General features: G+C 74.0%; 20 protein-coding genes. 7 read left to right on the top strand and 13 right to left on the bottom strand.

All coding sequences use genetic code 11. The annotated features are described in order from the left end of the window. Nucleotides 1-349 precede the first annotated feature (349 nt). Nucleotides 350-901 (bottom strand): GNAT family N-acetyltransferase, encoded by a 552-nt coding sequence (locus ACIGXE_RS21430; protein ID WP_399749684.1) that lies wholly within the window; start codon nt 899-901, stop codon nt 350-352. Between the two features lie 47 nt (nt 902-948). Between ACIGXE_RS21430 and ACIGXE_RS21425 the strand changes: the two genes are divergently transcribed. Beyond that, nucleotides 949-1,533 carry a TetR/AcrR family transcriptional regulator gene (locus ACIGXE_RS21425; RefSeq protein ID WP_399749619.1) on the top strand — a complete coding sequence of 195 codons (585 nt, stop codon included), beginning with the start codon at nt 949-951 and terminating at the stop codon, nt 1,531-1,533. 681 nt (nt 1,534-2,214) lie between these two features. Here the strand turns inward: ACIGXE_RS21425 and ACIGXE_RS21420 are convergent. Both ACIGXE_RS21420 and ACIGXE_RS21415 read right to left on the bottom strand, forming a co-directional pair. Next, nucleotides 2,215-3,246: an oxygenase MpaB family protein gene (locus ACIGXE_RS21420; RefSeq protein ID WP_399749617.1), complete on the bottom strand. Its 1,032-nt coding sequence runs from the start codon at nt 3,244-3,246 to the stop codon at nt 2,215-2,217. A gap of 284 nt (nt 3,247-3,530) precedes the next feature. After that, nucleotides 3,531-4,019, bottom strand: a complete 489-nt coding sequence (locus ACIGXE_RS21415; protein ID WP_399749615.1) for a hypothetical protein — start codon at nt 4,017-4,019, stop codon at nt 3,531-3,533. Nucleotides 4,020-4,191: 172 nt separating this feature from the next. Between ACIGXE_RS21415 and sph the strand changes: the two genes are divergently transcribed. Further along, entirely contained in the window at nt 4,192-5,202 is a 1,011-nt protein-coding gene (gene sph, locus ACIGXE_RS21410; RefSeq protein ID WP_399749613.1) for a sphingomyelin phosphodiesterase, read from the top strand. Nucleotides 5,203-5,347: 145 nt separating this feature from the next. Here the strand turns inward: sph and ACIGXE_RS21405 are convergent, their stop codons facing one another. From ACIGXE_RS21405 to ACIGXE_RS21395, 3 genes are all read right to left on the bottom strand, one after another. Continuing rightward, nucleotides 5,348-5,821, bottom strand: a complete 474-nt coding sequence (locus ACIGXE_RS21405; RefSeq protein ID WP_399749611.1) for a hypothetical protein — start codon at nt 5,819-5,821, stop codon at nt 5,348-5,350. Between the two features lie 92 nt (nt 5,822-5,913). Beyond that, nucleotides 5,914-6,396 carry a macro domain-containing protein gene (locus ACIGXE_RS21400; protein WP_399749609.1) on the bottom strand — a complete coding sequence of 161 codons (483 nt, stop codon included), beginning with the start codon at nt 6,394-6,396 and terminating at the stop codon, nt 5,914-5,916. A gap of 62 nt (nt 6,397-6,458) precedes the next feature. Next, the gene (locus ACIGXE_RS21395; protein ID WP_399749607.1) at nt 6,459-7,601 is read right to left on the bottom strand and encodes a PP2C family protein-serine/threonine phosphatase; all 1,143 of its coding nucleotides are present in this window, start codon (nt 7,599-7,601) and stop codon (nt 6,459-6,461) included. A gap of 109 nt (nt 7,602-7,710) precedes the next feature. On the opposite strand from ACIGXE_RS21395, the gene ACIGXE_RS21390 reads away from it, so the two are divergent. Then, nucleotides 7,711-8,502, top strand: a complete 792-nt coding sequence (locus ACIGXE_RS21390) for a MerR family transcriptional regulator (protein ID WP_399749605.1) — start codon at nt 7,711-7,713, stop codon at nt 8,500-8,502. Here ACIGXE_RS21390 and ACIGXE_RS21385 read toward each other — a convergent pair. From ACIGXE_RS21385 to ACIGXE_RS21370, 4 genes are all read right to left on the bottom strand, one after another. Next, the gene (locus ACIGXE_RS21385; RefSeq protein ID WP_399749603.1) at nt 8,483-10,663 is read right to left on the bottom strand and encodes a 3-hydroxyacyl-CoA dehydrogenase NAD-binding domain-containing protein; all 2,181 of its coding nucleotides are present in this window, start codon (nt 10,661-10,663) and stop codon (nt 8,483-8,485) included. The genes ACIGXE_RS21390 and ACIGXE_RS21385 overlap by 20 nt on opposite strands. Nucleotides 10,664-10,701: 38 nt before the next feature. Next, a complete protein-coding gene (locus ACIGXE_RS21380) occupies nt 10,702-11,925 on the bottom strand; it encodes an acetyl-CoA C-acetyltransferase (protein WP_399749601.1) in 1,224 nt (407 codons plus the stop codon). A gap of 93 nt (nt 11,926-12,018) precedes the next feature. Continuing rightward, nucleotides 12,019-13,170: an acyl-CoA dehydrogenase family protein gene (locus ACIGXE_RS21375; protein WP_399749599.1), complete on the bottom strand. Its 1,152-nt coding sequence runs from the start codon at nt 13,168-13,170 to the stop codon at nt 12,019-12,021. Beyond that, nucleotides 13,167-14,324, bottom strand: a complete 1,158-nt coding sequence (locus ACIGXE_RS21370) for a CaiB/BaiF CoA transferase family protein (protein WP_399749597.1) — start codon at nt 14,322-14,324, stop codon at nt 13,167-13,169. Before ACIGXE_RS21370 ends, ACIGXE_RS21375 begins: the two co-directional genes overlap by 4 nt. Nucleotides 14,325-14,526: 202 nt before the next feature. On the opposite strand from ACIGXE_RS21370, the gene ACIGXE_RS21365 reads away from it, so the two are divergent. Further along, nucleotides 14,527-15,714 carry a saccharopine dehydrogenase family protein gene (locus ACIGXE_RS21365; RefSeq protein WP_399749595.1) on the top strand — a complete coding sequence of 396 codons (1,188 nt, stop codon included), beginning with the start codon at nt 14,527-14,529 and terminating at the stop codon, nt 15,712-15,714. Nucleotides 15,715-15,726: 12 nt separating this feature from the next. Here ACIGXE_RS21365 and ACIGXE_RS21360 read toward each other — a convergent pair whose 3' ends face one another. Beyond that, complete coding sequence (locus ACIGXE_RS21360) at nt 15,727-16,146, bottom strand: VOC family protein (RefSeq protein ID WP_399749593.1); 420 nt, start codon at nt 16,144-16,146, stop codon at nt 15,727-15,729. 66 nt (nt 16,147-16,212) lie between these two features. Next, nucleotides 16,213-16,914, bottom strand: a complete 702-nt coding sequence (locus tag ACIGXE_RS21355) for an endonuclease V (RefSeq protein WP_399749591.1) — start codon at nt 16,912-16,914, stop codon at nt 16,213-16,215. A gap of 76 nt (nt 16,915-16,990) precedes the next feature. Here ACIGXE_RS21355 and ACIGXE_RS21350 point away from each other — a divergent pair, with 76 nt between their 5' ends. Further along, a complete protein-coding gene (locus ACIGXE_RS21350; RefSeq protein ID WP_399749590.1) occupies nt 16,991-17,290 on the top strand; it encodes a YciI family protein in 300 nt (99 codons plus the stop codon). 106 nt (nt 17,291-17,396) lie between these two features. On the opposite strand, the gene ACIGXE_RS21345 is transcribed toward ACIGXE_RS21350, so the two are convergent. After that, nucleotides 17,397-18,500, bottom strand: coding sequence for a WD40/YVTN/BNR-like repeat-containing protein (locus ACIGXE_RS21345; RefSeq protein ID WP_399749588.1), 1,104 nt, complete (start codon nt 18,498-18,500; stop codon nt 17,397-17,399). A 147-nt stretch (nt 18,501-18,647) separates the two neighbouring features. Here ACIGXE_RS21345 and ACIGXE_RS21340 point away from each other — a divergent pair, with 147 nt between their 5' ends. Then, on the top strand, nt 18,648-19,112 hold the full coding sequence (locus ACIGXE_RS21340; RefSeq protein WP_399749586.1) for a (4Fe-4S)-binding protein: 465 nt from the start codon (nt 18,648-18,650) through the stop codon (nt 19,110-19,112). A gap of 139 nt (nt 19,113-19,251) precedes the next feature. Beyond that, nucleotides 19,252-19,668 (top strand): SsgA family sporulation/cell division regulator, encoded by a 417-nt coding sequence (locus tag ACIGXE_RS21335; RefSeq protein WP_399749584.1) that lies wholly within the window; start codon nt 19,252-19,254, stop codon nt 19,666-19,668. The last annotated feature ends 268 nt before the right edge of the window (nt 19,669-19,936 follow it).

Below are 19,936 nucleotides of genomic sequence, written 5' to 3'. Positions count from 1 at the left end.
CCACGGCCGGTTCGAAGCGCACCAGATCGCTGTGGTTCACGGGGAGCGCGGCGGGCGCCGCGGGGAAGCCGTGCCTGCGGGGCGGCGGGGTGGGGACGGTCGTGGCCGCGGCGTCGCGGGGGTGTGGGGGCGGGGGGGCGCGGGCGGGGGTGGGGGGCGCTGGCGGGGGCGCGGGGGGCTTCCTGTGCGGGGCGGCTACTTCTTGTGTGGGGCGCGCTTCCCGTACGGGGTGCCGTACGGGGCGCTTCCCGTACGGCACCCCGTACGGGGACGCCCGGCGTCGGCGCCTGGGCGGCGGGGCCTCGCGGCGTTCTTCGCCGGGCGCGCCGGCGCCGCACGGGCCTTCGTCTCACCCGCGGTGGGCGCGCCATTCCGTGGCGAGGACGCCCCAGATCTGCTTGTCGTGGCGGGCGCCGTCGTACGGCCAGGCCTCGCGGCGGACGCCTTCGAGGGTCATGCCGAGGCGCTGGGCGACCGCGGCGCTGCGGTGGTTGTCGGCGCGGCAGTGCCATTCGGCGCGGTGCAGGCCACGCTCGACGAGCGCCCAGTCCAGGAGGGCGGTGCAGGCCTCGGTGATCAGGCCGTGCCCTTCCCCCGCCGGTTCGAGCCAGCAGCCGACCTCGCAGGTCCCCCACGCGGCGTCGAAGTCGGTGAACATCACGCCCCCGACCAGCGTGCCGTCCAGCCAGATCCCGTACAGGCGTCCCCCGTCCTCGGCCTGACGCCGGCCGTAGCGGACGAGGGTGCCGCGGGCGCCCTCGACGTCGGTCGTGACGAAGGCCGGTCCGACCCACGGCCGGATGTGCCGGCGCGCGCGGTCCAGGTGGGCGGCGAACTCCTCGGCGTGCCACGACTCGAGCGGCCGGAGGACGGCGTTGTCCCGCAGCGGGAGGGAGAACATGAGGGCCCCATTCACACAACAAGCGTTATGGCCATTACCGTAGCAGCATGTCACGTCCCAAGGGCGATCACGAGGCCCGGCGCCGCGAGGTCTCCGAGGCGGTCTGGCGCGTCCTGGCCGCGCACGGCTTCGGCGGCCTCACCATGCGCGCCGTCGCCGCCGAACTCGGTGCCACCACCGGTCTGTTGACCCACTACTTTCCGGCAAAGCGTGATCTGGTCGCGCACGCGCTCGCCCTCCTCGACGAGCGCACCGCCGCCCGGCCGAGGCGCTCGGCGGAGCAGGGCATCGCCGCCGTGCGCGCGGCGCTGCTCGACATCCTGCCGCTCACCGCCGAGGCCACGGCCGGCAACCGGATCTGGGTCTCGTCCTGGGACACGGCGCTCGCCGACCCGGCTCTCGGCGCGGACTACGCCGGCAAGTACGGGCGCAGCCGGGAGCGGCTCGCCGAGCTGATCGCCACCGCGCAGGAGCGCGGCGAACTGCCCCGGGGCGACCCGGCCCGCCTCGCGGCCGGCGCCCAGTCCTTCGTCCTCGGCCTGGTGGTCCAGGCGCTGTTCAACCCCGACACCTTCCCGCCCGAGACCCAGGTCGAGCTGCTCGACGCCTACCTGGACTCTCTGGCGAGGTGATCATGGGGCCATGACGGGCCCGGCCCAGGCGGCGCCTGGGGCGCGGGCCGCGCGCGGGGCGGGCGCAAGCGGAAGGCGGGCCGGGCGCGCGCGGGGTCCGGAGGCGGGCAGGGTCCGGGCGCGCGCCGAATGCGGGCCGGAGGCGGGCAGGGTCCGGGCCGGACGCGGCCGGAGGCGGGCCGGACACGAACCGGCCACAAGCCGAAGACGGGCCGGACGCGGGCGGGTTCCGGAGGAGGGCAGGGTCCGGGCGCGAGCCGGACGCGGGCAGGGTCCGGGCCGGACGCGGCCGGAGGCGGGCCGGACACGAACCGGCCACAAGCCGAAGACGGGCCGGACGCGGGCGGGGTCCGGAGGCGGGCAGGGTCCGGGCGCGAGCCGGACGCGGGCAGGGTCCGGGCCGGACGCGGCCGGAGGCGGGCCGGACACGAGCGGGAGGCGGCCGGGAGGCGGGCCGGGCGCGAGCCGGAGGCGGGCCGGGCGCGGGGCCGGAGACGGGCCGGACGCCGAGCCCGGCACCAGGCCGGACGCCAGGCCGGGCGCCAGGCCGGGCGCGAGCCGGACGCCAGGCCGAGCGCCGGGCCGGGACACGGGCCGAGCGCCAGGCCGGACACGGGCCGAGCGCGGGCGGGCGCCGGGACGGGCGTCAGGCGACACCCGGCCGGCAGGCCCGGACAGGGGTCAGGAACGGTGCCCGGACCGGGCTTCCGCCGCGCCGAGCCGGGCCTCCCGCCGGGCCTTCCTCGCCAGCGGGAGATAGCGCAGCCGCTCGGGGAGGACGGGCACCACGGCCCGTACGACCCGGGTGAAGCGGCGCAGCCGGCGCTCCTGGGCGGCCGTCCACTCCAGGCCGATCGCCTCGCGGGCGTCCGGCGGCATGAGGCCGACGGTGAGGAACGCCCGGGCCCGCAGGAAGGGGCCGCGGAGCAGCGGCCACAGCGCCTTGAGGGCGAGCCTTACGGGTAGCGGGCCGCGGTCGGGGGCCGGCACCGGCTGATCGGTGGCCACCAGTTCGCGGACCACCGCCGTGGCCTCGATCTCCTCCGCGAGGACGCGGCGGTAGTAGGGCCAGAACTCCTCGATCGTCTGCGGCATGTCCCGGTCGTGGATGCCGAGCACCCGGCCGACCTGGAGCCACTCGGCGTAGAGCTGCCGCTCCTGGGCCTCGGTGAGGGGGCGGGCGAGGTAGCGCAGGCCGTGCCGGTAGACGGGATAGCCGGTGGCGTGCACCCAGGCGTAGTACGCGGGGGTGAGGGCGTGGTAGCGACGTCCGTGCGCGTCGGTGCCCTGGATCTCCTTGTGGAGCGCGCGGAGCCGGCGCCCCTCCTCGGCCGCGGCCTCGCCGCCGTAGATCCACAGCTGGAGCGAGCGCAGGGAGCGTTCGCCGCGGCCCCAGGGGTCGGTGCGGAAGACCGAGTGGTCGTCGACGCCGGCGCCGATGGCGGGGTGCGCGACCTGCATGGTGAGGGCGGCGGGCAGCATCAGCAGCGCCCGGATGTCTCCGGCGACCGTCCACAGCACGCCTCCGACGGGCGGCGGCACGGGCTCGGCGCGACGGCCGACGCGGGCGTCACGCCGCGCGGGGTCCTGCCCGGGGTCATGGCCGGTGCCGGGTTCCTGCCCGGGGCCGTAGCCCTGCCCGCCGGCGTCGAGCTCGGAAGCGGCGGCGCCGACGGGGCTCGCCCCCTGGGCCGGGTACTGCGGGCTGGGCATGTCATCGTCCTCCCTCACGCGGTCGCTTACGCGATGCCTCACGTGGTCTCCCTCAGGCATTGTCCCCCTCGGCCGCGCGGCCGGGTCGCCCGGACCGCGCGAATCGGACCGCGCGAATCGGACCGCGCGGACCGGATCCGGTGACGAGGGCCGCGCGGACCGGACCCGGTGGCGACCCGGGCCGGGCCCGGTGACCAGGGCGACCCGGCCCGTCGACATGACGCGGGGCCGCGTCCCGGGCGGCGTGGCCCGGGGCGCGGCCCCGTACGGGTGTGCGCGGTGCGTCAGGGGCGCTCGGCGCCGACCGGCTCGCCGACGATGCGGCCGGCCAGGGAGCGGGCCCAGGCGTCGACGTCGCCGGCGAGCTCGCGCTCGGCGGCCTCGCGCTCGGCGGCGATGCGCTCGTGGCCGGCGGCCAGGATGGCCTCGCGCTCGCGCACGCCCTCGGCGCGGGCGGCGGCGATGGCCTGGGAGCCCTCCTCGGTGGCCTGCGAGCGGATGCGGGCGGCGTCGTGGCGGGCCTCGGCCAGCTCGGCCTCGTACTGCTCGCGGATCGCGGTGGCCTCGGCGCGCAGGTCGTCGGCGCGCTCGCTGCCGCCTTCGATGGCGTCCTCGCGCTGCTCGAGGGTGCGGTTGATCTTCGGCAGGATCCCCTTGGCGAGGATCAGGAAGGTCAGGGCGAAGAGGACGGCACCGATGATGAGCTCGGCCCACACCGGGTTCAGCGGGCCCAGGTCGGTGGGGAAGATCTGCGAGTTCTGCGCGAGGGTCATGGGCGGCATCTTACCTGGTCGCAAAACTCGCAATTCAGGCAGTCGGCCGAGAGTTGGCGCGTTTGTGCGAGCGACGCAAGATTTCCGGCATCCAATGGCTACCGGAAGGTAACCCTGGCTGATTTGATGTGCGGCGCCGGTCCAACCCCCCACTCTGATCCGGGAGTTCACAGTGCCGTTCGCCGTCATCCGCCGTATCCCCGGCGCCGCCCTCTCCGTCGCGCTCGCCGCGGCCGCCCTGGGGGCCACCGCTCCCGCCGCGTCGGCCGCCGACACGGCGACCACGGCGAGCACCGCCGCGGGCCCGCAGCTGAAGGTGCTGACCTACAACGTCTTCCTCTTCTCGAAGACGCTCTACCCGAACTGGGGACAGGACCACCGCGCGGCCGCCATCCCCGCCGCGCCCTTCTTCCAGGGCAACGACGTCGTCGTGCTCCAGGAGGCCTTCGACAACTCCGCGTCCGACGCCCTCAAGGCGAAGGCCGCCGCGCAGTACCCGTACCAGACCCCGGTCGTGGGCCGCTCCAAGTCCGGCTGGGACGCCACCGGCGGTGCCTACTCGACCACCACGCCGGAGGACGGCGGCGTGACGCTGCTCAGCAAGTGGCCGATCCTCCGCAAGGAGCAGTACGTCTACAAGGACGCCTGCGGCTCCGACTGGTACTCGAACAAGGGCTTCGTCTACGCGGTCCTGGACGTCAACGGCACCAAGGTGCACGTGGTCGGCACGCACGCCCAGTCGACCGACTCGGGCTGCTCGACGGGCGAGGCGGCGCAGATGCGCAGCCGCCAGTTCAAGAACATCGACGCCTTCCTCGACGCCAAGAACATCCCGGCCGACGAGCAGGTGATCGTCACCGGTGACATGAACGTGGACTCGCGCACGCCCGAGTACGCGTCGATGCTCGCGGACGCGGACCTGGTCGGCGCGGACTCGCGCACCGGACACCCGTACTCCTTCGACACGGCGCTGAACTCGATCGCCCACGACCGCTACCCGACCGACCCGCGCGAGGACCTCGACTACGTCCTGTACCGGGCCGGCCACGCGCGCCCGGCGAACTGGACGAACAACGTGATCCCGGAGCAGACCGCGCCCTGGACCGTCTCCAGCTGGGGCACCCGGTACACGTACACGAACCTCTCCGACCACTACCCCGTGACGGGCTACGTGAGCAACTGACCCGCCCCGCCCTTCGCCTTCCCGGCCGGCCGGGAAGGCGAACGCGAAGGCGAACGCGAAGGCGAACGCGAAGGCGAACGCGAAGGCGCCATGGGCTCCGCAGAGCCCACGGCGCCTTCGTGTGTCCACACCCCCGCAGCGGGCGCTAGTACGCGCCGCCGAAGACGCTGTACGCCCAGAGGGCGACCACACCGCCCACGCACAGCAGGACCACCCACGAGCCGACGCCCGTGTGACGTCCCCGGCGCGGGCGGGCCGCCCCCGGCCCCTTGGCCCGGGCCGGCCGCGAGGCCCGGACCGGCCGGGATCCGGCGGCCGAGGGCGCGGCCTCGGCGGCGGTCTCGGCGAGCAGCCGGCGGCAGACCGCCGCCAGCTCGGCCGTCCCGGCCGTCAGGTCGACCACGGCCTCCAGCCGGGCGGGCGCGGTCGTGCCGCCGTCCAGGATCCGGCCCGCGCGGACCAGGGCCTGGTCCTTGCCGCCGGTCGGCGCCAGGCTGATCCAGCGCCGCACATGGTCGCCCCGGATCACCACACCGCCGCCGCGCTCGCGATAGACGGTGTGCTCCCGCCACAGGACCGCGGCCAACTCCGTGGCCGTCTCCCTGAGTTGCGCCTGCATTTCCCTCCCCCTGTCATGCCCCTGATTCGAACAGGCGCATGACTCTAGCGTTCGACGTGCCTGTCCCCCCGCGGGGGTGCCCCAGGGGCCCGCTACGCCCCGAAGTCGTACACCGTGACCGGTATCCCCCGCGCCAGCAGCCGCTCGGCTATCAGCGGCTCGACCCGGGACCACTTCCCGCCCGCGAGCCCGCAGCCGATCCGGGGCATGTGCACGGAGGCCCCCAGCTCCGCCGCCTTGTCCGCGAGCCGCCCGAGGGCCGCGTCGATCGCCTCGTACCGCACCGGCACTCCGCTGCTCCGCCCCGTCCGTATCCCCCGCTGCCCCACCAGATTGGCCACCCACACGTACGGCTCCACCTGGACGAACTGGGCCGCGCCGAGTCCGAAGTCGTTCCCGGCGCGCTCCCGGTGCCAGCGGCGGAAGGCCGCCTCGGGCTCCGGCCAGCGGCGCGAGACCGCCAGCACGAAGCCCTTGCCCCAGCCGCCCAGGTCGTTGCAGACATGCGCGACGATCTTGACGCCCTTGCCCCGCGGTGCGGTGGCGTCCCCCCGTACGTACTCGATCGCGATCACGGCATCACCGTACGGGCCCCCTCTGACAGTGGGTCCCGAGCCGGCCTCTCCCCGGCGCCGCGCTACGGCTCCGGCGCCAGGCGCTCGACCGCGACCAGGGCCGCGTCGTCGCCGAGGTGCCCGCCGGCGTACGCGCGCAGGTCGGCGCGCAGTCGGCCGAGCAAGGCCGACGGGTCGTGTCCCGCCCAGGCCGTGAGCCGCTCTTCCAGGGGGTAGAAGGCACGCGAGCCGTCGCGGGCCTCGACCACGCCGTCGGTGTAGAGCAGCAGGACGTCGCCGACGTCGAAGGGGAAGGTCTCCACCGTCAACTCGGCGGCGAGGACGTCCGACAGGCCCAGCGGCGGGCTCGACTCGCCCGTGTCCAGGGGGACCGCCCGCCCCCCGCGAAGCCGCAGCGGCGGCGGGTGGCCGCAGTTCACCAGCCGTACCACCGGCTCCCGGTCGGGGATGTCGAGCACCAGCGCGGTGACGAAGGCCTCCTCGGTGGTGCCGGCCGCGTCGTCGGCGCCGGTTCCCGGCTCGGGCGCGCCCTCGGCCTCCTCCGCCGAGCCGACGCCCGCCTCCAGGTGCCTGACGAGGTCCGGCAGCTCCTGCTCGCGGCGGGCCGCGACCCGGAAGGCGCCGAGGACGAGGGACGCCTCGCTGATGGCGTCGAGCCCCTTGCCCCGGGCGTCCCCGATGAGCAGCCGGGTGCCGTGCGCCGTGCGGGCCGCCGCGTACAGGTCGCCGCCCATCTGCGCCTCCTCCTCGGCCGCCAGGTAGACCGAGGCGATGCGCAGGGGCCCCGCGCGCTGCGGCAGCGGGCGCAGGACGACGCTCTGCGCGGCGTGGGCGATGGAGCGCAGCCGCGTCACCCGGCTCTCGTCCCGCTCGCGCAGGTAGGCGAAGAACGTCGCGATGATCGAGATCAGGACCAGCGCGACGATCTGGTAGGTGTGGTTGAGGTCGGTGATGCTCGTCCTGGCGACCGCCACCACCGACTGGGCGAGCACCGCGACCGCGCCCACGAACGCCGTCATGCGCGGCCCCGCGAAGGACGCCGTCACCGCGGGCGCGGCGATCAGGAACGGCCCCAGATGGACGTCGGGCGGGACCAGGACGTCCACCGCGGTGACCGCCGCGATCAGCGCGAAGGGGGCGGCGAGCAGCAGCCGTCCGCCGCGCCGGGAGAGGCGGGGGAGGAAGGCTCGCCGGTGGGCACCCATGGGACAGGCATACCCCAGGGGCCGGGGTGTGTCCTGTTGCCGCCGGGTCGCTGTCCCACCTCGCCCCCACTCTTTTACATGGCTGGTGAGACAGCAATACTGTTGAACCATGCGGCAGGCGAGCGACGAGGACCAGGGCGAGGGGTGGGCCGGCGGGCCGACCTATACCGTCGACGAGCTGGCGGCCCGGGCGGGGGTGACCGTGCGGACCGTGCGGTTCTACGGGACGCGGGGTCTGCTGCCGCCGCCCGTGATCGGGCCGCGGCGGGTCGGGCACTACGGGCCCGAGCACCTGTCCCGGCTCGCGCTCATCGAGGAGCTGCAGCGGCAGGGCATGACGCTCGCCGCGATCGAACGCTATCTGGAGCAGCTGCCGCCCGATCTCAGCGCCCGGGATCTGGCGGTCCACCGGGCCCTGGTCGCCTCCTGGGCGCCCGAGTCGGCGGAGGAGATCACCCGCCAGGAGCTGGAGCGGCGGGCCGGGCGCCCGCTGGCGGACCGGGACGTCGACCGGCTGGCCGCGATGGGGGTGCTCGACAAGGGGCCCGACCCGGACGTGTTCCGGCTCGACGGGTCCCTGCTGCGGCTCGGCGTGGAGCTGCTCGACGTGCCGATCGAGCACGAGACGATCCTGGCCTCGCGGACCGTGCTCCTGGAGCACGCCCGTGCGGCCGCGCAGGAGCTGGCCCGGCTGTTCCGGGAGCAGGTGTGGAGCCCGTACCGGGAGACCGGTGAGGACCCGGATCACCTGACCGCGATGAAGTCGCTCTCGGCGCACATGCAGCCGATGGTGATCCAGGCCCTCGTCACCGCCTTCCAGCGGTCGCTCAGCGAGGAGCTGAGGACCGCCTTCAGGACCGATCCGAGCCCCGCGCCGAGTCCTACCGCTCCCCGTCGGTGAAGACCTCGCCCCGCTCGGCCTTCTCCACCAGGAGGGCGGGCGGGTTGAAGCGCTCGCCGTAGGTGGTGGCCAGTTCGCGGGCCCGCTCGACGAAGCCGGCGACGCCCCCCTCGTAACCGTTCACGTACTGGAGCACGCCGCCGGTCCAGGCCGGGAAGCCGATGCCGAGGATGGAGCCGATGTTGGCGTCGGCGACGGAGGTCAGGACGCCCTCCTCGAGGAGGCGGACGGTGTCCAGCGCCTCGGCGAACAGCATCCGCTCCTGCATGTCGCGGAACGGGATCTCGACCTCGGGCTTGGTGAAGTGCTCGCGCAGGCCCGGCCACAGCCTGCCGCGCTTGCCGTCCTCGCCGTACTCGTAGAAGCCGGCGCCGCCGCTGCGGCCGGGACGGCCGAACTCGTCGACCATGCGGTCGATGACGATCTCGCCGGGGTGGGAGATCCAGGTGCCGCCGGCCTCCTCGACCGCCTTCTTCGTCTCGTTGCGGATCTTGCGGGGCAGGGTGAGGGTGAGCTCGTCCATGAGGGAGAGCACCTTCGCCGGGTAGCCGGCCTGTGCGGCGGCCTGCTCGACGGAGGCGGGCTCGGCGCCCTCGCCGACCATGGCCACGCCCTCGTTGATGAAGTGGCCGATCACCCGGGAGGTGAAGAAGCCGCGCGAGTCGTTGACGACGATCGGCGTCTTGTTGATCTGCCGGACCAGGTCGAAGGCGCGGGCCAGGGCCTCGTCGCCGGTGCGCTCACCCTTGATGATCTCGACCAGCGGCATCTTGTCGACGGGCGAGAAGAAGTGCAGGCCGATGAAGTCGGTCCGGCGCTCGACGCCCTCGGCGAGGACGGTGATGGGCAGGGTGGAGGTGTTGGAGCAGAGCAGGGCGTCGGGCTCGACGACGTACTGGATCTCCTGGAACACCTTGTGCTTGAGCGCGGTGTCCTCGAAGACGGCCTCGATGACCGCGTCGCAGCCGGCCAGGTCGGCGACGTCGCCGGTCGGGGTGATGAGGGCGAGCAGCCCGTCGGCCTTCTCCTGGGTGGTGCGGCCCTTGGCGACGGCCTTGGCGCACAGCTTCTCGGAGTAGCCCTTGCCCTTGGCGGCGGCCTCGGTGGTGACGTCCTTGAGGACGACCTCGATGCCGGCGCGGGCGCAGGAGTACGCGATGCCGGCGCCCATCATGCCGGCGCCGAGCACGGCGACCTTGCGGACCTTGCGCGGCTCGACGCCCTGGGGGCGGTTGGCGCCGGAGTTGACGGCCTGGAGGTCGAAGAAGAACGCCTGGATCATGTTCTTCGCGGTCTGGCCGGTGACCAGCTCCGTGAAGTAGCGGCTCTCGATGGTGAGCGCGGTCTCGAAGTCGACCTGCGAGCCCTCGACGGCCGCCGCCATGATGTTGCGCGGGGCCGGATAGGGGGCGCCGTTGAGCTGCTTGCGCAGGTTGGCGGGGAAGGCCGGCAGGTTGGCGGCGAACCGCGGATTCGACGGGGTGCCGCCGGGGATCTTGTAGCCGGGGACGTCCCAGGGCTGCTGCGACTCGGGGTGCGCGTCGATGAACGCGCGGGCCTTGGCGAGCATCTCCTCGGGGGTGGCGGCCAGCTCGTGGACCAGGCCGTTGTCGAGGGCGCGCTTCGGGTTGTACTGGGTGCCCTGGAGGAGCACCTTGAGCAGAGCGTCGGTGATGCCCATGAGGCGTACGGTACGGGCGACGCCGCCGCCGCCGGGGAGGAGGCCGAGGGTGACCTCGGGCAGGCCGATCTTGGAGCCGGGGGCGTCGAGGGCGACGCGGTGGTGGGAGGCGAGCGCGATCTCGTAGCCGCCGCCGAGCGCGGCGCCGTTGATCGCGGCGACGACGGGCTTGCCGAGGGTCTCGATGCGGCGGAGCGCGTTCTTGATCTCGATGGCGGCGTCGAAGATCGCCTGGGCGTCCTCGGGGCCGGCCTTGATCATGTCCTTGAGGTCGCCGCCGGCGAAGAAGGTCTTCTTCGCGGAGGTGTAGACGATGCCGCGGATGGAGTCCTTCTCGGCCACGGCGCGGTCGGCGATCGCGGTGATGGAGGCCCGGAAGGCCTGGTTCATCGTGTTGGCGGACTGGTTCGGGTCGTCCAGGACGAGGGTGACGACGCCGGTCTCGTCCTGCTCCCAGCGGATGGTGGTGCTCTCGCTCATGCTGATGCTTCTCCGTAAGAGGGGTTCGGACCGGGCGGTCAGAAGCGCTCGACGCGCTCGACGATCGTGGCGATGCCCATGCCGCCGCCGACGCAGAGCGTGGCGAGGCCGTAGCGCTTGTCCTGGCGCTCCAGCTCGTCGACGAGGGTGCCGAGGATCATGGCGCCGGTGGCGCCGAGCGGGTGGCCGAGGGCGATGGCGCCGCCGTTGACGTTGACCTTGTCGAGGGAGACGCCCATGTCCTTGACGAAGCGCAGGACGACGGCGGCGAAGGCCTCGTTGATCTCGATCAGGTCGATGTCGTCGATGGTGAGGCCGGCCTTGGCGAGCGCCTTGCGGGCGGCGGGGGCGGGGCCGGTGAGCATGATGGTCGGCTCGGAGCCGGAGACGGCGGCGCCGACGATGCGGGCGCGCGGGGTGAGGCCGTGGCGCTCGCCGACCTCGCGGGAGCCGATGGCGACGAGGGAGGCGCCGTCGACGATGCCGGAGGAGTTGCCGGCGTGGTGGACGTGGTCGATCTGCTCGATCCAGTGGTACTTCTGCAGCGCGACCGCGTCGAAGCCGCCGAGCTCGCCGATGTCGGCGAAGGAGGGCTTGAGCTTGGCGAGGGAGTCGGCGGTGGTGCCGGGGCGCAGGTGCTCGTCGTGGTCGAGGACGGTGAGGCCGGCCCGGTCCCTGACGGGGACGACGGAGCGGTCGAAGCGCCCGTCCTTCCAGGCCGCGGCGGCGCGCTCCTGGGAGAGGGCGGCGTACTCGTCGACGTCCCGGCGGGTGAAGCCCTCGATGGTGGCGATGAGGTCGGCGCCGATGCCCTGGGGGACGAAGTTGGTGGCGATGTTGGTCATCGGGTCGGCGAACCAGGCGCCGCCGTCGGAGGCCATGGGCACCCGGGACATGGACTCGACGCCGCCGGCGAGGACGAGGTCCTCCCAGCCGGAGCGGATCTTGGCGGCGGCGAGGTTGACGGCTTCGAGACCGGAGGCGCAGAAGCGGTTCTCCTGGACGCCGGCGACGGTGTCGGGCAGGCCCGCGGCGATGGCGGCGATCCGGGCGATGTCGGAGCCCTGGTCGCCGACCGGGCCGACGACACCGAGGACGATGTCGTCGATGGCGGCCGGGTCGAGGCCGGGGAAGCGGGAGCGGATCTCGTGGATGAGGCCGACGACGAGGTCGATCGGCTTGGTGCCGTGCAGGGCTCCGTTGGCCTTGCCGCGGCCGCGCGGGGTGCGGATCGCGTCGTAGACGTAGGCTTCGGTGGTCACGGTGTTGCCTTTCGCATGAGGGTCAGGCGCGAGGGTCGGGCGTGAGGTCGGGGTCGCCGGATCGGACGGCCCGGGGATCGGGCGGGCTCGGGATCAGGCGAGCAGGGAGCGGCCGATGATCTCCTTCATGATCTCGGTCGTTCCTCCGTAGATGGTCTGGATCCGGCCGTCGGTGAAGGCCCTGGCGACCGGGAATTCGCTCATGTAGCCGTATCCGCCGTGCAGTTGCAGGCAGCGGTCGGCGACCCGCTTCTGCAGTTCGGTGGACCACCACTTGGCCATGGAGGCGTGGACGGCGTCGAGCCCGGGTCCGTCCGGGTCCGCGTGCTCCTCGATGCAGCGGTCGAGGAAGGTGCGGGTGACGGCGCACTCGGTGGCCATCTCGGCCATCTCGAAGCGGATGTGCTGCAGCCGGGCGAGCGGGCGGCCGAAGGCCTCGCGCTCCTTCACGTAGGTGGTGGTGAGCTCCAGGAGGTGCTCGGCGCCGGCGATGGCGGCGACGGCGATGGCGAGCCGCTCCTGGGCGAGGTTGGTCATCAGGTGGACGAAGGCGCCGTTGAGCTCGCCGAGGAGGTTCTCCTTGGGGACGCGGACGTCGTGGAAGAAGAGCTCGGCGGTGTCCTGGGACTTCTGGCCGATCTTGTCGAGGTTGCGGCCCCGCTCGAAGCCCGCCGTGCCGCGCTCGACGACGAGGAGGGAGAGGCCGTGGGCGCCGCCGTCGGGGGTCGTCCTGGCGACGACGACGACGAGGTCGGCGAGGATGCCGTTGGAGATGAAGGTCTTGGAGCCGTTGAGGATCCAGTGGTCGCCGTGGTCCTCGGCGGTGGTGCGGATGGCCTGGAGGTCGGAGCCGGCGCCGGGTTCCGTCATGGCGATGGCGGTGACGATCTCGCCGCTGCAGAAGCCGGGCAACCAGCGCCGCTTCTGCTCGTCGGTGGCGAGCGCGGTGAGGTAGGGGCCGATGATGTCGTTGTGCAGGCCGATGGCGAGGCCGGGGGTGCCGGCCCGGGTGAACTCCTCGGCGAGGACGGCGCTGTAGCGGAAGTCGGGGTTTCCGCCGCCGCCGTACTCCTCGTCGACGGCGAGGCCGAGCAGGCCCTGCCGGCCGGCGGCCCGCCAGACCTCGCGGGAGACGATGCCGTCCTTCTCCCACTGGGCGTAGTGCGGCAGCACCTCCTTGGCGAGGAAGGTGCGGACCACCTCACGGAAGGCCTCGTGGTCGGCGGTGTAGAGCCGGCGCTTCATGCCTGCTGCTCCTTCTCGGCGGGGTGGGGTGCGAGTGCGGGTACGGCCCAGTCGCGGGCGACCTCGGCGGTGTCGGCGCCGGGCCGGGCGGGGCCGGTGCGGACGGTGCCCGGGGTGGCGGAGAAGCGGGGCGCGGGCGCGGGCTGGACGAGGCCGGCGTGCTCGACGAAGGTGCCGCGGGCGGCGAGGTGCGGGTGGCCGGGTGCCTCGCGCAGCGAGAGGACGGGGGCCACGCAGGCGTCGCTGCCGGCGAAGACCTCGGTCCACTCGTCCCGGGTACGGGTGCGGAAGCGCTCGGCGACGGCGGTGCGCAGCTCGGGCCAGCGGGTGAGATCGCGGCGGGCGGGGGCGACGTCCTCGATGCCGAGGAGGCGCGCGAACTCGTCGTAGAACTGCTGTTCCAGGGCGCCGACGGCCATGTAGCCGCCGTCGGAGGTCGCGTAGGTGCCGTAGAAGGGGCAGCCGCCGTCGAGCAGGTTGACGCCGCGCCGGTCCTGCCAGCCGCCGGCCGCGAGCATGCCGTGGATCATGGTCGCGAGGTGGGCCGTGCCGTCGACGATGGCGGCGTCCACGACCTGGCCCTCGCCGTGCTCCCGGGCGTGCCGAAGGGCGGCGAGGACGCCGATGACGAGGTAGAGGGAGCCGCCGGCGTAGTCGCCGACGAGGTTGGCGGGCACGGTGGGCGGGCCGTCCGGATCGGGGCCGATCATGCCGAGGGTGCCGGTGATCGCGATGTAGCCGATGTCGTGGCCGGCGGTGGGGGCGAGGGGGCCGTCCTGGCCCCAGCCGGTCATGCGGCCGTAGACGAGTCGCGGGTTGCGGGCGAGGCAGGCCTCGGGGCCGACACCGAGGCGTTCGGCGACGCCGGGCCGGTAGCCCTCGACGAGGACGTCGGCCCGTTCGACCAGGTCGAGCACGGTGTCCCGGCCGCCGTCGGCCTTGAGGTCGACGAGGACGGAGCGTTTGTTGCGGTTGGTGAGGTCGTACGCGGGGTCGATGCCGAGACCGGGGCCGCCGGGCCGGTCGACGCGCACGACGTCGGCGCCCAGGTCGGCGAGGAGCATGGCGGCGAAGGGGCCGGGGCCGATGCCCGCGAGTTCGACCACGCGTACGCCGGAGAGCGGGCCGCCGCTGGACGGGCGGGGTGTCGTCATCGAGCCCCCAGGCTGGGTGTGACAGTGATGATGTAACACCGGAGATGCTAGGAACGCGTTCCACTCCGCACAAGCCCCCGAGCCGAGCAAGCGCTTGGAAATTACCCAGGGGTACCACCGGGTCCACCGGCGGGTGACGTCCGCTAGAGTCCGCCGACGACATGCGCGCCGGGGGACGGCGCGGGCGAAGGCGAGGGGCTGGATGGAGACAGGGGCGGCCGCACGGCCGTACGACGTCGTTCTCTTCGGGGCGACCGGGTTCGTGGGCGAGCTCACCGCCGAGTACCTGGCCGAGCACGCCCCGACGGGCTGCCGCTGGGCCCTCGCCGGACGCGGCCGGGGCAAGCTGGCCGCGCTGCGCGAGCGGCTCGCCGCGCGGTGGCCGCGCTGCGCCGAGCTGCCGCTGCTCGTGGCCGACTCCCTCGACCCCGCGTCACTGGCCGAACTCGCCGGCTCCGCCCGGGTGGTGGCCAGCACGGTCGGCCCGTACGTCTGGTACGGGGAGGAGCTGGTCGCGGCCTGCGCCGAGGCCGGCACGGACTATCTGGACCTGACCGGCGAGTCCGAGTTCGTCGACCGGATGTACGTACGGTACGACGGCCGCGCCCGGGAGACCGGGGCCCGGCTCGTGCACGCCTGCGGCTTCGACTCCGTCCCCCACGACCTGGGCGTCTACTTCACGGTCGGGCAGCTGCCGGAGGGCGTCCCGCTCCAGGTCGACGGCTTCGTCCGCGCCGGAGCGATCTTCTCGGGCGGCACCTTCGCGTCGGCGCTGACCGCGTTCGGCCGCGGCCGGGAGATCCTGCGGGCCGCGCACGAACGGCGGCTGCACGAGCCCCGGTTGATGACCCGGAGGGCCCGCGCCCCGCTCGGCGGCCCGCGCTTCAGCCGCGAGACCGGCACCTGGGCGCTGCCGCTGCCCACGCTCGACCCGCAGGTGGTGGCGCGCTCGGCCCGGGCGCTCGAACGCTACGGCCCCGACTTCCGCTACCGCCACTACGCCTCGGTCAAGACCCTGCCGATGGCCCTGGGCGGCACCGTGGCGGTGAGCACGGGCGCGCTGGCGGCCCAGATCCCCGCCGTCCGCCGCTGGCTGATGGACCGTTACGAGCCGGGTCAGGGCCCGAGCGCCGAGCGGCGGGCCCGCAGCTGGTTCTCCGTCCGCTTCGTCGGGGAGGGCGGCGGACGGCGTGTCTTCACCGAGGTGACGGGCGGCGACCCGGGTTACGACGAGACGGCGAAGATGCTCGCCGAGTCGGCGCTCTGCCTCGCGCTCGACGACCTGCCGAAGACCTCCGGCCAGGTCACGACGGCGGTCGCGATGGGCGACGCCCTGCTCGACCGCCTGCGCGCGGCCGGCCTGCGCTTCCGGGTGGCGTACGCGGGCTGAGCCCGCCCGCCGTCAGTGGCGGACCAGGCAGAAGGGGTGGCCGGCCGGGTCGGCGTAGATGCGCCAGGACCGGTCGCCCGCCCCCGAGTCGAGCCGCTGGGCGCCCAGCGCGGTCACGGCCTCGTCCGCGGCGTCCAGGTCGGCGACCCGTACGTCGATGTGGAACTGCTGCTCGGGCGCGCCCCAGACCGGCGGCCGGTGGTCGGCCACCCCCTGGAAGGCGAGCACAGGGGCCCCGGAGGCGTCGTGGAGCGTGGCCCAGGCGTCACCGACCGCCCACTGGGGGTCCGGGCGGTTGATCTCGCCGCCGAGCAACCGCTGGTAGAAGAAGGCCAGTTCGAGGACGTCGGGGCAGTCGAGGACGACGCACTGCAGGGTGCCGATCGGGCCGGGGGCGGCGGAACCGGGGGTGATCATGCCGGGGGAAGTCATGCGGGACACTCTGCCGCCGGAGCGACGGGCCCGGGTATCCGTACGGGTACTCAGACGTCCCGGGTGTCACCCGGTCCCCGTGCTCAGGGCCTCCGCCAGGGCACGCCGGCACAGCGAGTCGGCGTGCCGGGTGGTCTCGGGCAGCCGGAACCGCGGGCTGAGGTGCAGCGTCTGCGCACAGGCCCGCTCCAGCGAGACGCGGTGCCCGACGGACACGAACACCGGCTTCACCCCGTCCCGGGTCCGCAGCGCCCGCCCGACGACCTCGCCGTCGGCCACCAGGTCACTGAACTCCCCCCGGCGCTCTCCTGGTTGCTCGTACGTGAAGGTGAACGGGTTCTTGGCGACTCCGATGGACGGCAGCCCTGTGAGCACCCCGAGGTGACTGGCGAGCCCGAACCGCCGCGGATGGGCGAGCCCGTACCCGTCGCAGACCAGCAGCCCGGGGTCGGCGGAGAGCCGCCCGAGCGCGGCGAGCACGGTCGGCACCTCGCGGAAGGCCAGCAGGCCGGGCACGTACGGGAACGACACCCGGCCGACCGCCGTCGCCTCCTCGACGACGTCGAGCGACCGCCCGTCGAGCACGACGGCCGCGGCGGCCACCAGGTCCCGCTCGTCGTCGTACGCCACGTCGACCCCGGTCACGAACCCCTCGCCGACCCCGGGCCCCTCCTCCCCCAGCGCCAAACGCCCCCGCAGTTCCTCCTGCAGGGCCAGCGCCGCACCCTCGTCGGCGGGCCATCCCTCGGGAATCTCGATGATCGTCATGGTGGGGCACCCTACGCGGCCGGCTCCGCCGGGACGCGCGGCCGATCCTCCCGGGAAGGGCGGTAGCCTGGCGATCATGTTCGTACTGGAGTTGTCCTACACCGCGCCCCTCGAGCGGGTGGACGAGCTGCTGCCCGCACATGTCACCTGGCTGGAGCGGCAGTACGCCGCCGGGGTGTTCCTGGCCTCCGGGCGGAAGAACCCGCGGGACGGCGGAATCATCCTGGCCGGTGGGGTCGGGCGCGCGGAGATCGAGCGGATCGTGGCGACCGACCCGTTCAGCGTCGCGGGCGTGTGCGCGTACCGCGTCACGGAGTTCTACGCGACCAAGACGGTGGACGAACTCAAGGGCTTCCGGGACGAGTTGCCCGCCTGACCGGGCGGCCGGTCCCCGTCGTGGAACTCCCGCCTGACCGGGCGGCCGGGCCCCGTCGTCGGACTCCCGCCTGCCCCGGGCGACGACGGGAGTCCGACGACACGCCCTAGCGGAGCAGGGCCCGCGCGACGCGGCCCTTCTCGCCCGACGCCCAGCACGCGCCGTCGGCGGTGCAGTCGACCGTGTCGTACGAGCCGGTGTCGACGGTGCGCCAGGTGCGCCCGCCGTCCGTGGTCAGGTCCGTTCCGGTGGGGCCGACGGCGAGGGCCGCCGACCTGGTGTGCGGGAGCCAGGCGACGCCCGACCGGTAGGCGGGCGGCGGGGTGGCGGACGCGGCCCAGGTGCGGGCCCCGTCGCCGGTGACGGCGGCGGCCCGCGGCGAGGGCTGGTCCTTGCGGTAGTCGCCGCCGACCGCGATGCCGTGCCGGCGGTCGCGGAAGGCGAGGCCGAAGACGCCCTTGGCGCCCTCGCCCGCCGGGATCGTGGTCTCGGTGGCGGTCCAGGTCAGGCCCCGGTCGGCCGAGTGCAGCACCCGGCCGGTCGCGCCGCCGCCGGTGGCGAGCCAGACGTCCCTGGGCCCCGCGGAGACCAGGCACTGGCCGCTCGCCGCGAAGCCCGCCTCGCCCGGCAGCGCGTCCGGCATGCCGTCGCTCGGCAGGACCTGCCAGGACCGGCCGCCGTCACGGGTGGACAGGATGCGGTACTTCCCGTCGACCGGGTCGCTCATCGCGAGCCCGTGCCGGTGGTCGAAGAAGGTGATGCAGTCGTAGAAGGCGCGCGGATCGGTGTTGCGGAAGGACTCCGTCCAGGTCGCCCCGCCGTCCTCGGTGCGGAAGACCCGGGACGCCTCGCCCTCCCCGATCGCGAGGACGACGGCGCGCCGGGCGTCGAAGGCCTCCACGTCACGGAACTCCAGCTCTCCGGCACCGGCCGGAGAGACGTTTCGCCAGCTCGTGCCGCCGTCGGTGGTCCGCAGCACCGTCCCCTTGGAACCGGCGGCCCAGGCGACGGACCGGCTCACCGCGGCCAGGCCCCGGAAGCGGGCGTCCGTACCGGTGGGCGTGAGCTGCCAGCCGGCCCCCGCCGCCGTCCCGGCGGCCGGCGCCCCGGCGCCCTCGTCGGCGACGGCCGGGACCGTCAGGGCCAGGGCGAGCGCCGCCCCCGCCAGTCCCGCCGCCGTCATTCGTCTCGTCTTCCCCATGGACGTCATGGCGCCGGAAGCTAGCCCACCGCGAAGATCCCGTCCAGAGTGCGTACCCCCCTCCCCTTCCTGGGCCCTGCCGTCGAACTCCCGCCTGCCCCGCGACGCCCTCCGGGCAACGACCGGAGTTCGACGACAGGGCCTAGGCTGGAACGCATGACGGAGCACGGCACCGAACCCGTCCCGGACGAACCGCCCAGGCTCAAGGAGTACGACGGCGAGGGCATCACCGTGACCTTCGAGCCCCGCCGCTGCCTGCACGCCGCCGAGTGCGTCCACGGCCTGCCGAGCGTCTTCGACCTGGGCAGACGTCCCTGGGTGCAGCCCGACCAGGCGCCCCCGGAGCTGGTCGCAGAGGTGGTCCGCCGCTGTCCCTCCGGTGCGCTGCGCCACTACCCGGCGGACGGCACGGCCGAGCCTCCGGAGACCCCCACCACCGTGCGCCGGATGCCCGACGGGCGGCTCGTGATGCGCGGAGACCTCCTCGTACGGGCCGGCGCGGGCGAGCGGCACGAGGTCCGGGCGGTGCTGTGCGGCTGCGGGGCCTCCGGCAACCAGCCGTACTGCGATCACTCGGGCCCCTGCGCGGGCGGCGACTTCGACCTCGCCGAGGAGCGCTGACCTCGGGAGATCCGCCGGTGCCGCCGGTGGTGACACAGCTCACGTCACCTTCCAGTGCACGTCAGGGCCGTTCCGTTCGTCTCTCCTTGTGTCAGGGAGAAGCCCGGAGAACGAAGCCGCGCGACAGGAGGCTGGCCCCATGTCCACCGTCATCGAGCAGGCCGTGCAGGCCCGTCTGGTCGCGTCCGCGCCACGGATCGAGTCGGTCGCCGCGACCCTCCGGTACGACCGCGAGGATCCGTACGCCGTGAGCATGGCGTTCCCGCCGCCCGCGACCCTCGAGGGCGTCGAGGTGTCCTGGGCCTTCGCGCGCGAGCTGCTCGCGCAGGGGGTGGAGGGTCCGGCCGGCGTCGGCGACGTACGCCTCCGGCCGTACGGATACGACCGCACGGTGGTCGAGTTCCATGCCCCCGAGGGCGTGGCCATGGTCCACGTCCGCACCTCGGAGCTGCGCAGTTTCCTGGAGCGCTCGCAGCACCTGGTGCCGGCGGGGCTGGAGCACGAGTACCTGGACTGGGACGCCGATCTGGCGCACCTCCTGGAGGAGCACCCGTAGCTCCCGCCGTGCCGCTGCCCCCTCCGCAGTAATTCGTTTGCGGTCCTCCGACGCCCGCTCGTAACGTCTTCCCCGGCCCTGTTGTCGCCCGATCGGAGAAGGCCGTTGCTCGTCTGAGGTTTCGAGACACCGTGCCGCGCGTGCCGCCCTGCCGCCGCGTGTGCCGTCCTCGACCTCGGCGTACGAGCGCTGCTCCGTTCCTCTCCCCGCCCGCGCCCCGGTGTCTCACGCGTTGCCCACCATCACGCTTCGCAACCGGGAGGCCCCC

This window comes from Streptomyces sp. NPDC053431 (assembly GCF_044544925.1).
Lineage (GTDB): Bacteria > Actinomycetota > Actinomycetes > Streptomycetales > Streptomycetaceae > Streptomyces.
Note: the sequence above shows the minus strand (reverse complement) of the source record. Positions and strands in the feature narration are given on the sequence as shown.

Bases quoted from the DNA above. Each gene is read 5' to 3' on its own strand.
- ACIGXE_RS21390 (WP_399749605.1), top strand. From the start codon at position 7,711: ATGCGGCAGGCGAGCGACGAGGACCAGGGCGAGGGGTGGGCCGGCGGG.
- ACIGXE_RS21420 (WP_399749617.1), bottom strand. From the start codon at position 3,246: ATGCCCAGCCCGCAGTACCCGGCCCAGGGGGCGAGCCCCGTCGGCGCC.
- ACIGXE_RS21355 (WP_399749591.1), bottom strand. From the start codon at position 16,914: ATGACGATCATCGAGATTCCCGAGGGATGGCCCGCCGACGAGGGTGCG.
- ACIGXE_RS21345 (WP_399749588.1), bottom strand. From the start codon at position 18,500: ATGACGTCCATGGGGAAGACGAGACGAATGACGGCGGCGGGACTGGCG.
- ACIGXE_RS21370 (WP_399749597.1), bottom strand. From the start codon at position 14,324: ATGACGACACCCCGCCCGTCCAGCGGCGGCCCGCTCTCCGGCGTACGC.
- ACIGXE_RS21415 (WP_399749615.1), bottom strand. From the start codon at position 4,019: ATGACCCTCGCGCAGAACTCGCAGATCTTCCCCACCGACCTGGGCCCG.
- ACIGXE_RS21430 (WP_399749684.1), bottom strand. From the start codon at position 901: ATGTTCTCCCTCCCGCTGCGGGACAACGCCGTCCTCCGGCCGCTCGAG.
- ACIGXE_RS21395 (WP_399749607.1), bottom strand. From the start codon at position 7,601: ATGGGTGCCCACCGGCGAGCCTTCCTCCCCCGCCTCTCCCGGCGCGGC.
- ACIGXE_RS21365 (WP_399749595.1), top strand. From the start codon at position 14,527: ATGGAGACAGGGGCGGCCGCACGGCCGTACGACGTCGTTCTCTTCGGG.
- ACIGXE_RS21340 (WP_399749586.1), top strand. From the start codon at position 18,648: ATGACGGAGCACGGCACCGAACCCGTCCCGGACGAACCGCCCAGGCTC.
- ACIGXE_RS21385 (WP_399749603.1), bottom strand. From the start codon at position 10,663: ATGAGCGAGAGCACCACCATCCGCTGGGAGCAGGACGAGACCGGCGTC.
- ACIGXE_RS21425 (WP_399749619.1), top strand. From the start codon at position 949: ATGTCACGTCCCAAGGGCGATCACGAGGCCCGGCGCCGCGAGGTCTCC.
- ACIGXE_RS21405 (WP_399749611.1), bottom strand. From the start codon at position 5,821: ATGCAGGCGCAACTCAGGGAGACGGCCACGGAGTTGGCCGCGGTCCTG.
- ACIGXE_RS21360 (WP_399749593.1), bottom strand. From the start codon at position 16,146: ATGACTTCCCCCGGCATGATCACCCCCGGTTCCGCCGCCCCCGGCCCG.
- ACIGXE_RS21350 (WP_399749590.1), top strand. From the start codon at position 16,991: ATGTTCGTACTGGAGTTGTCCTACACCGCGCCCCTCGAGCGGGTGGAC.
- ACIGXE_RS21335 (WP_399749584.1), top strand. From the start codon at position 19,252: ATGTCCACCGTCATCGAGCAGGCCGTGCAGGCCCGTCTGGTCGCGTCC.
- ACIGXE_RS21375 (WP_399749599.1), bottom strand. From the start codon at position 13,170: ATGAAGCGCCGGCTCTACACCGCCGACCACGAGGCCTTCCGTGAGGTG.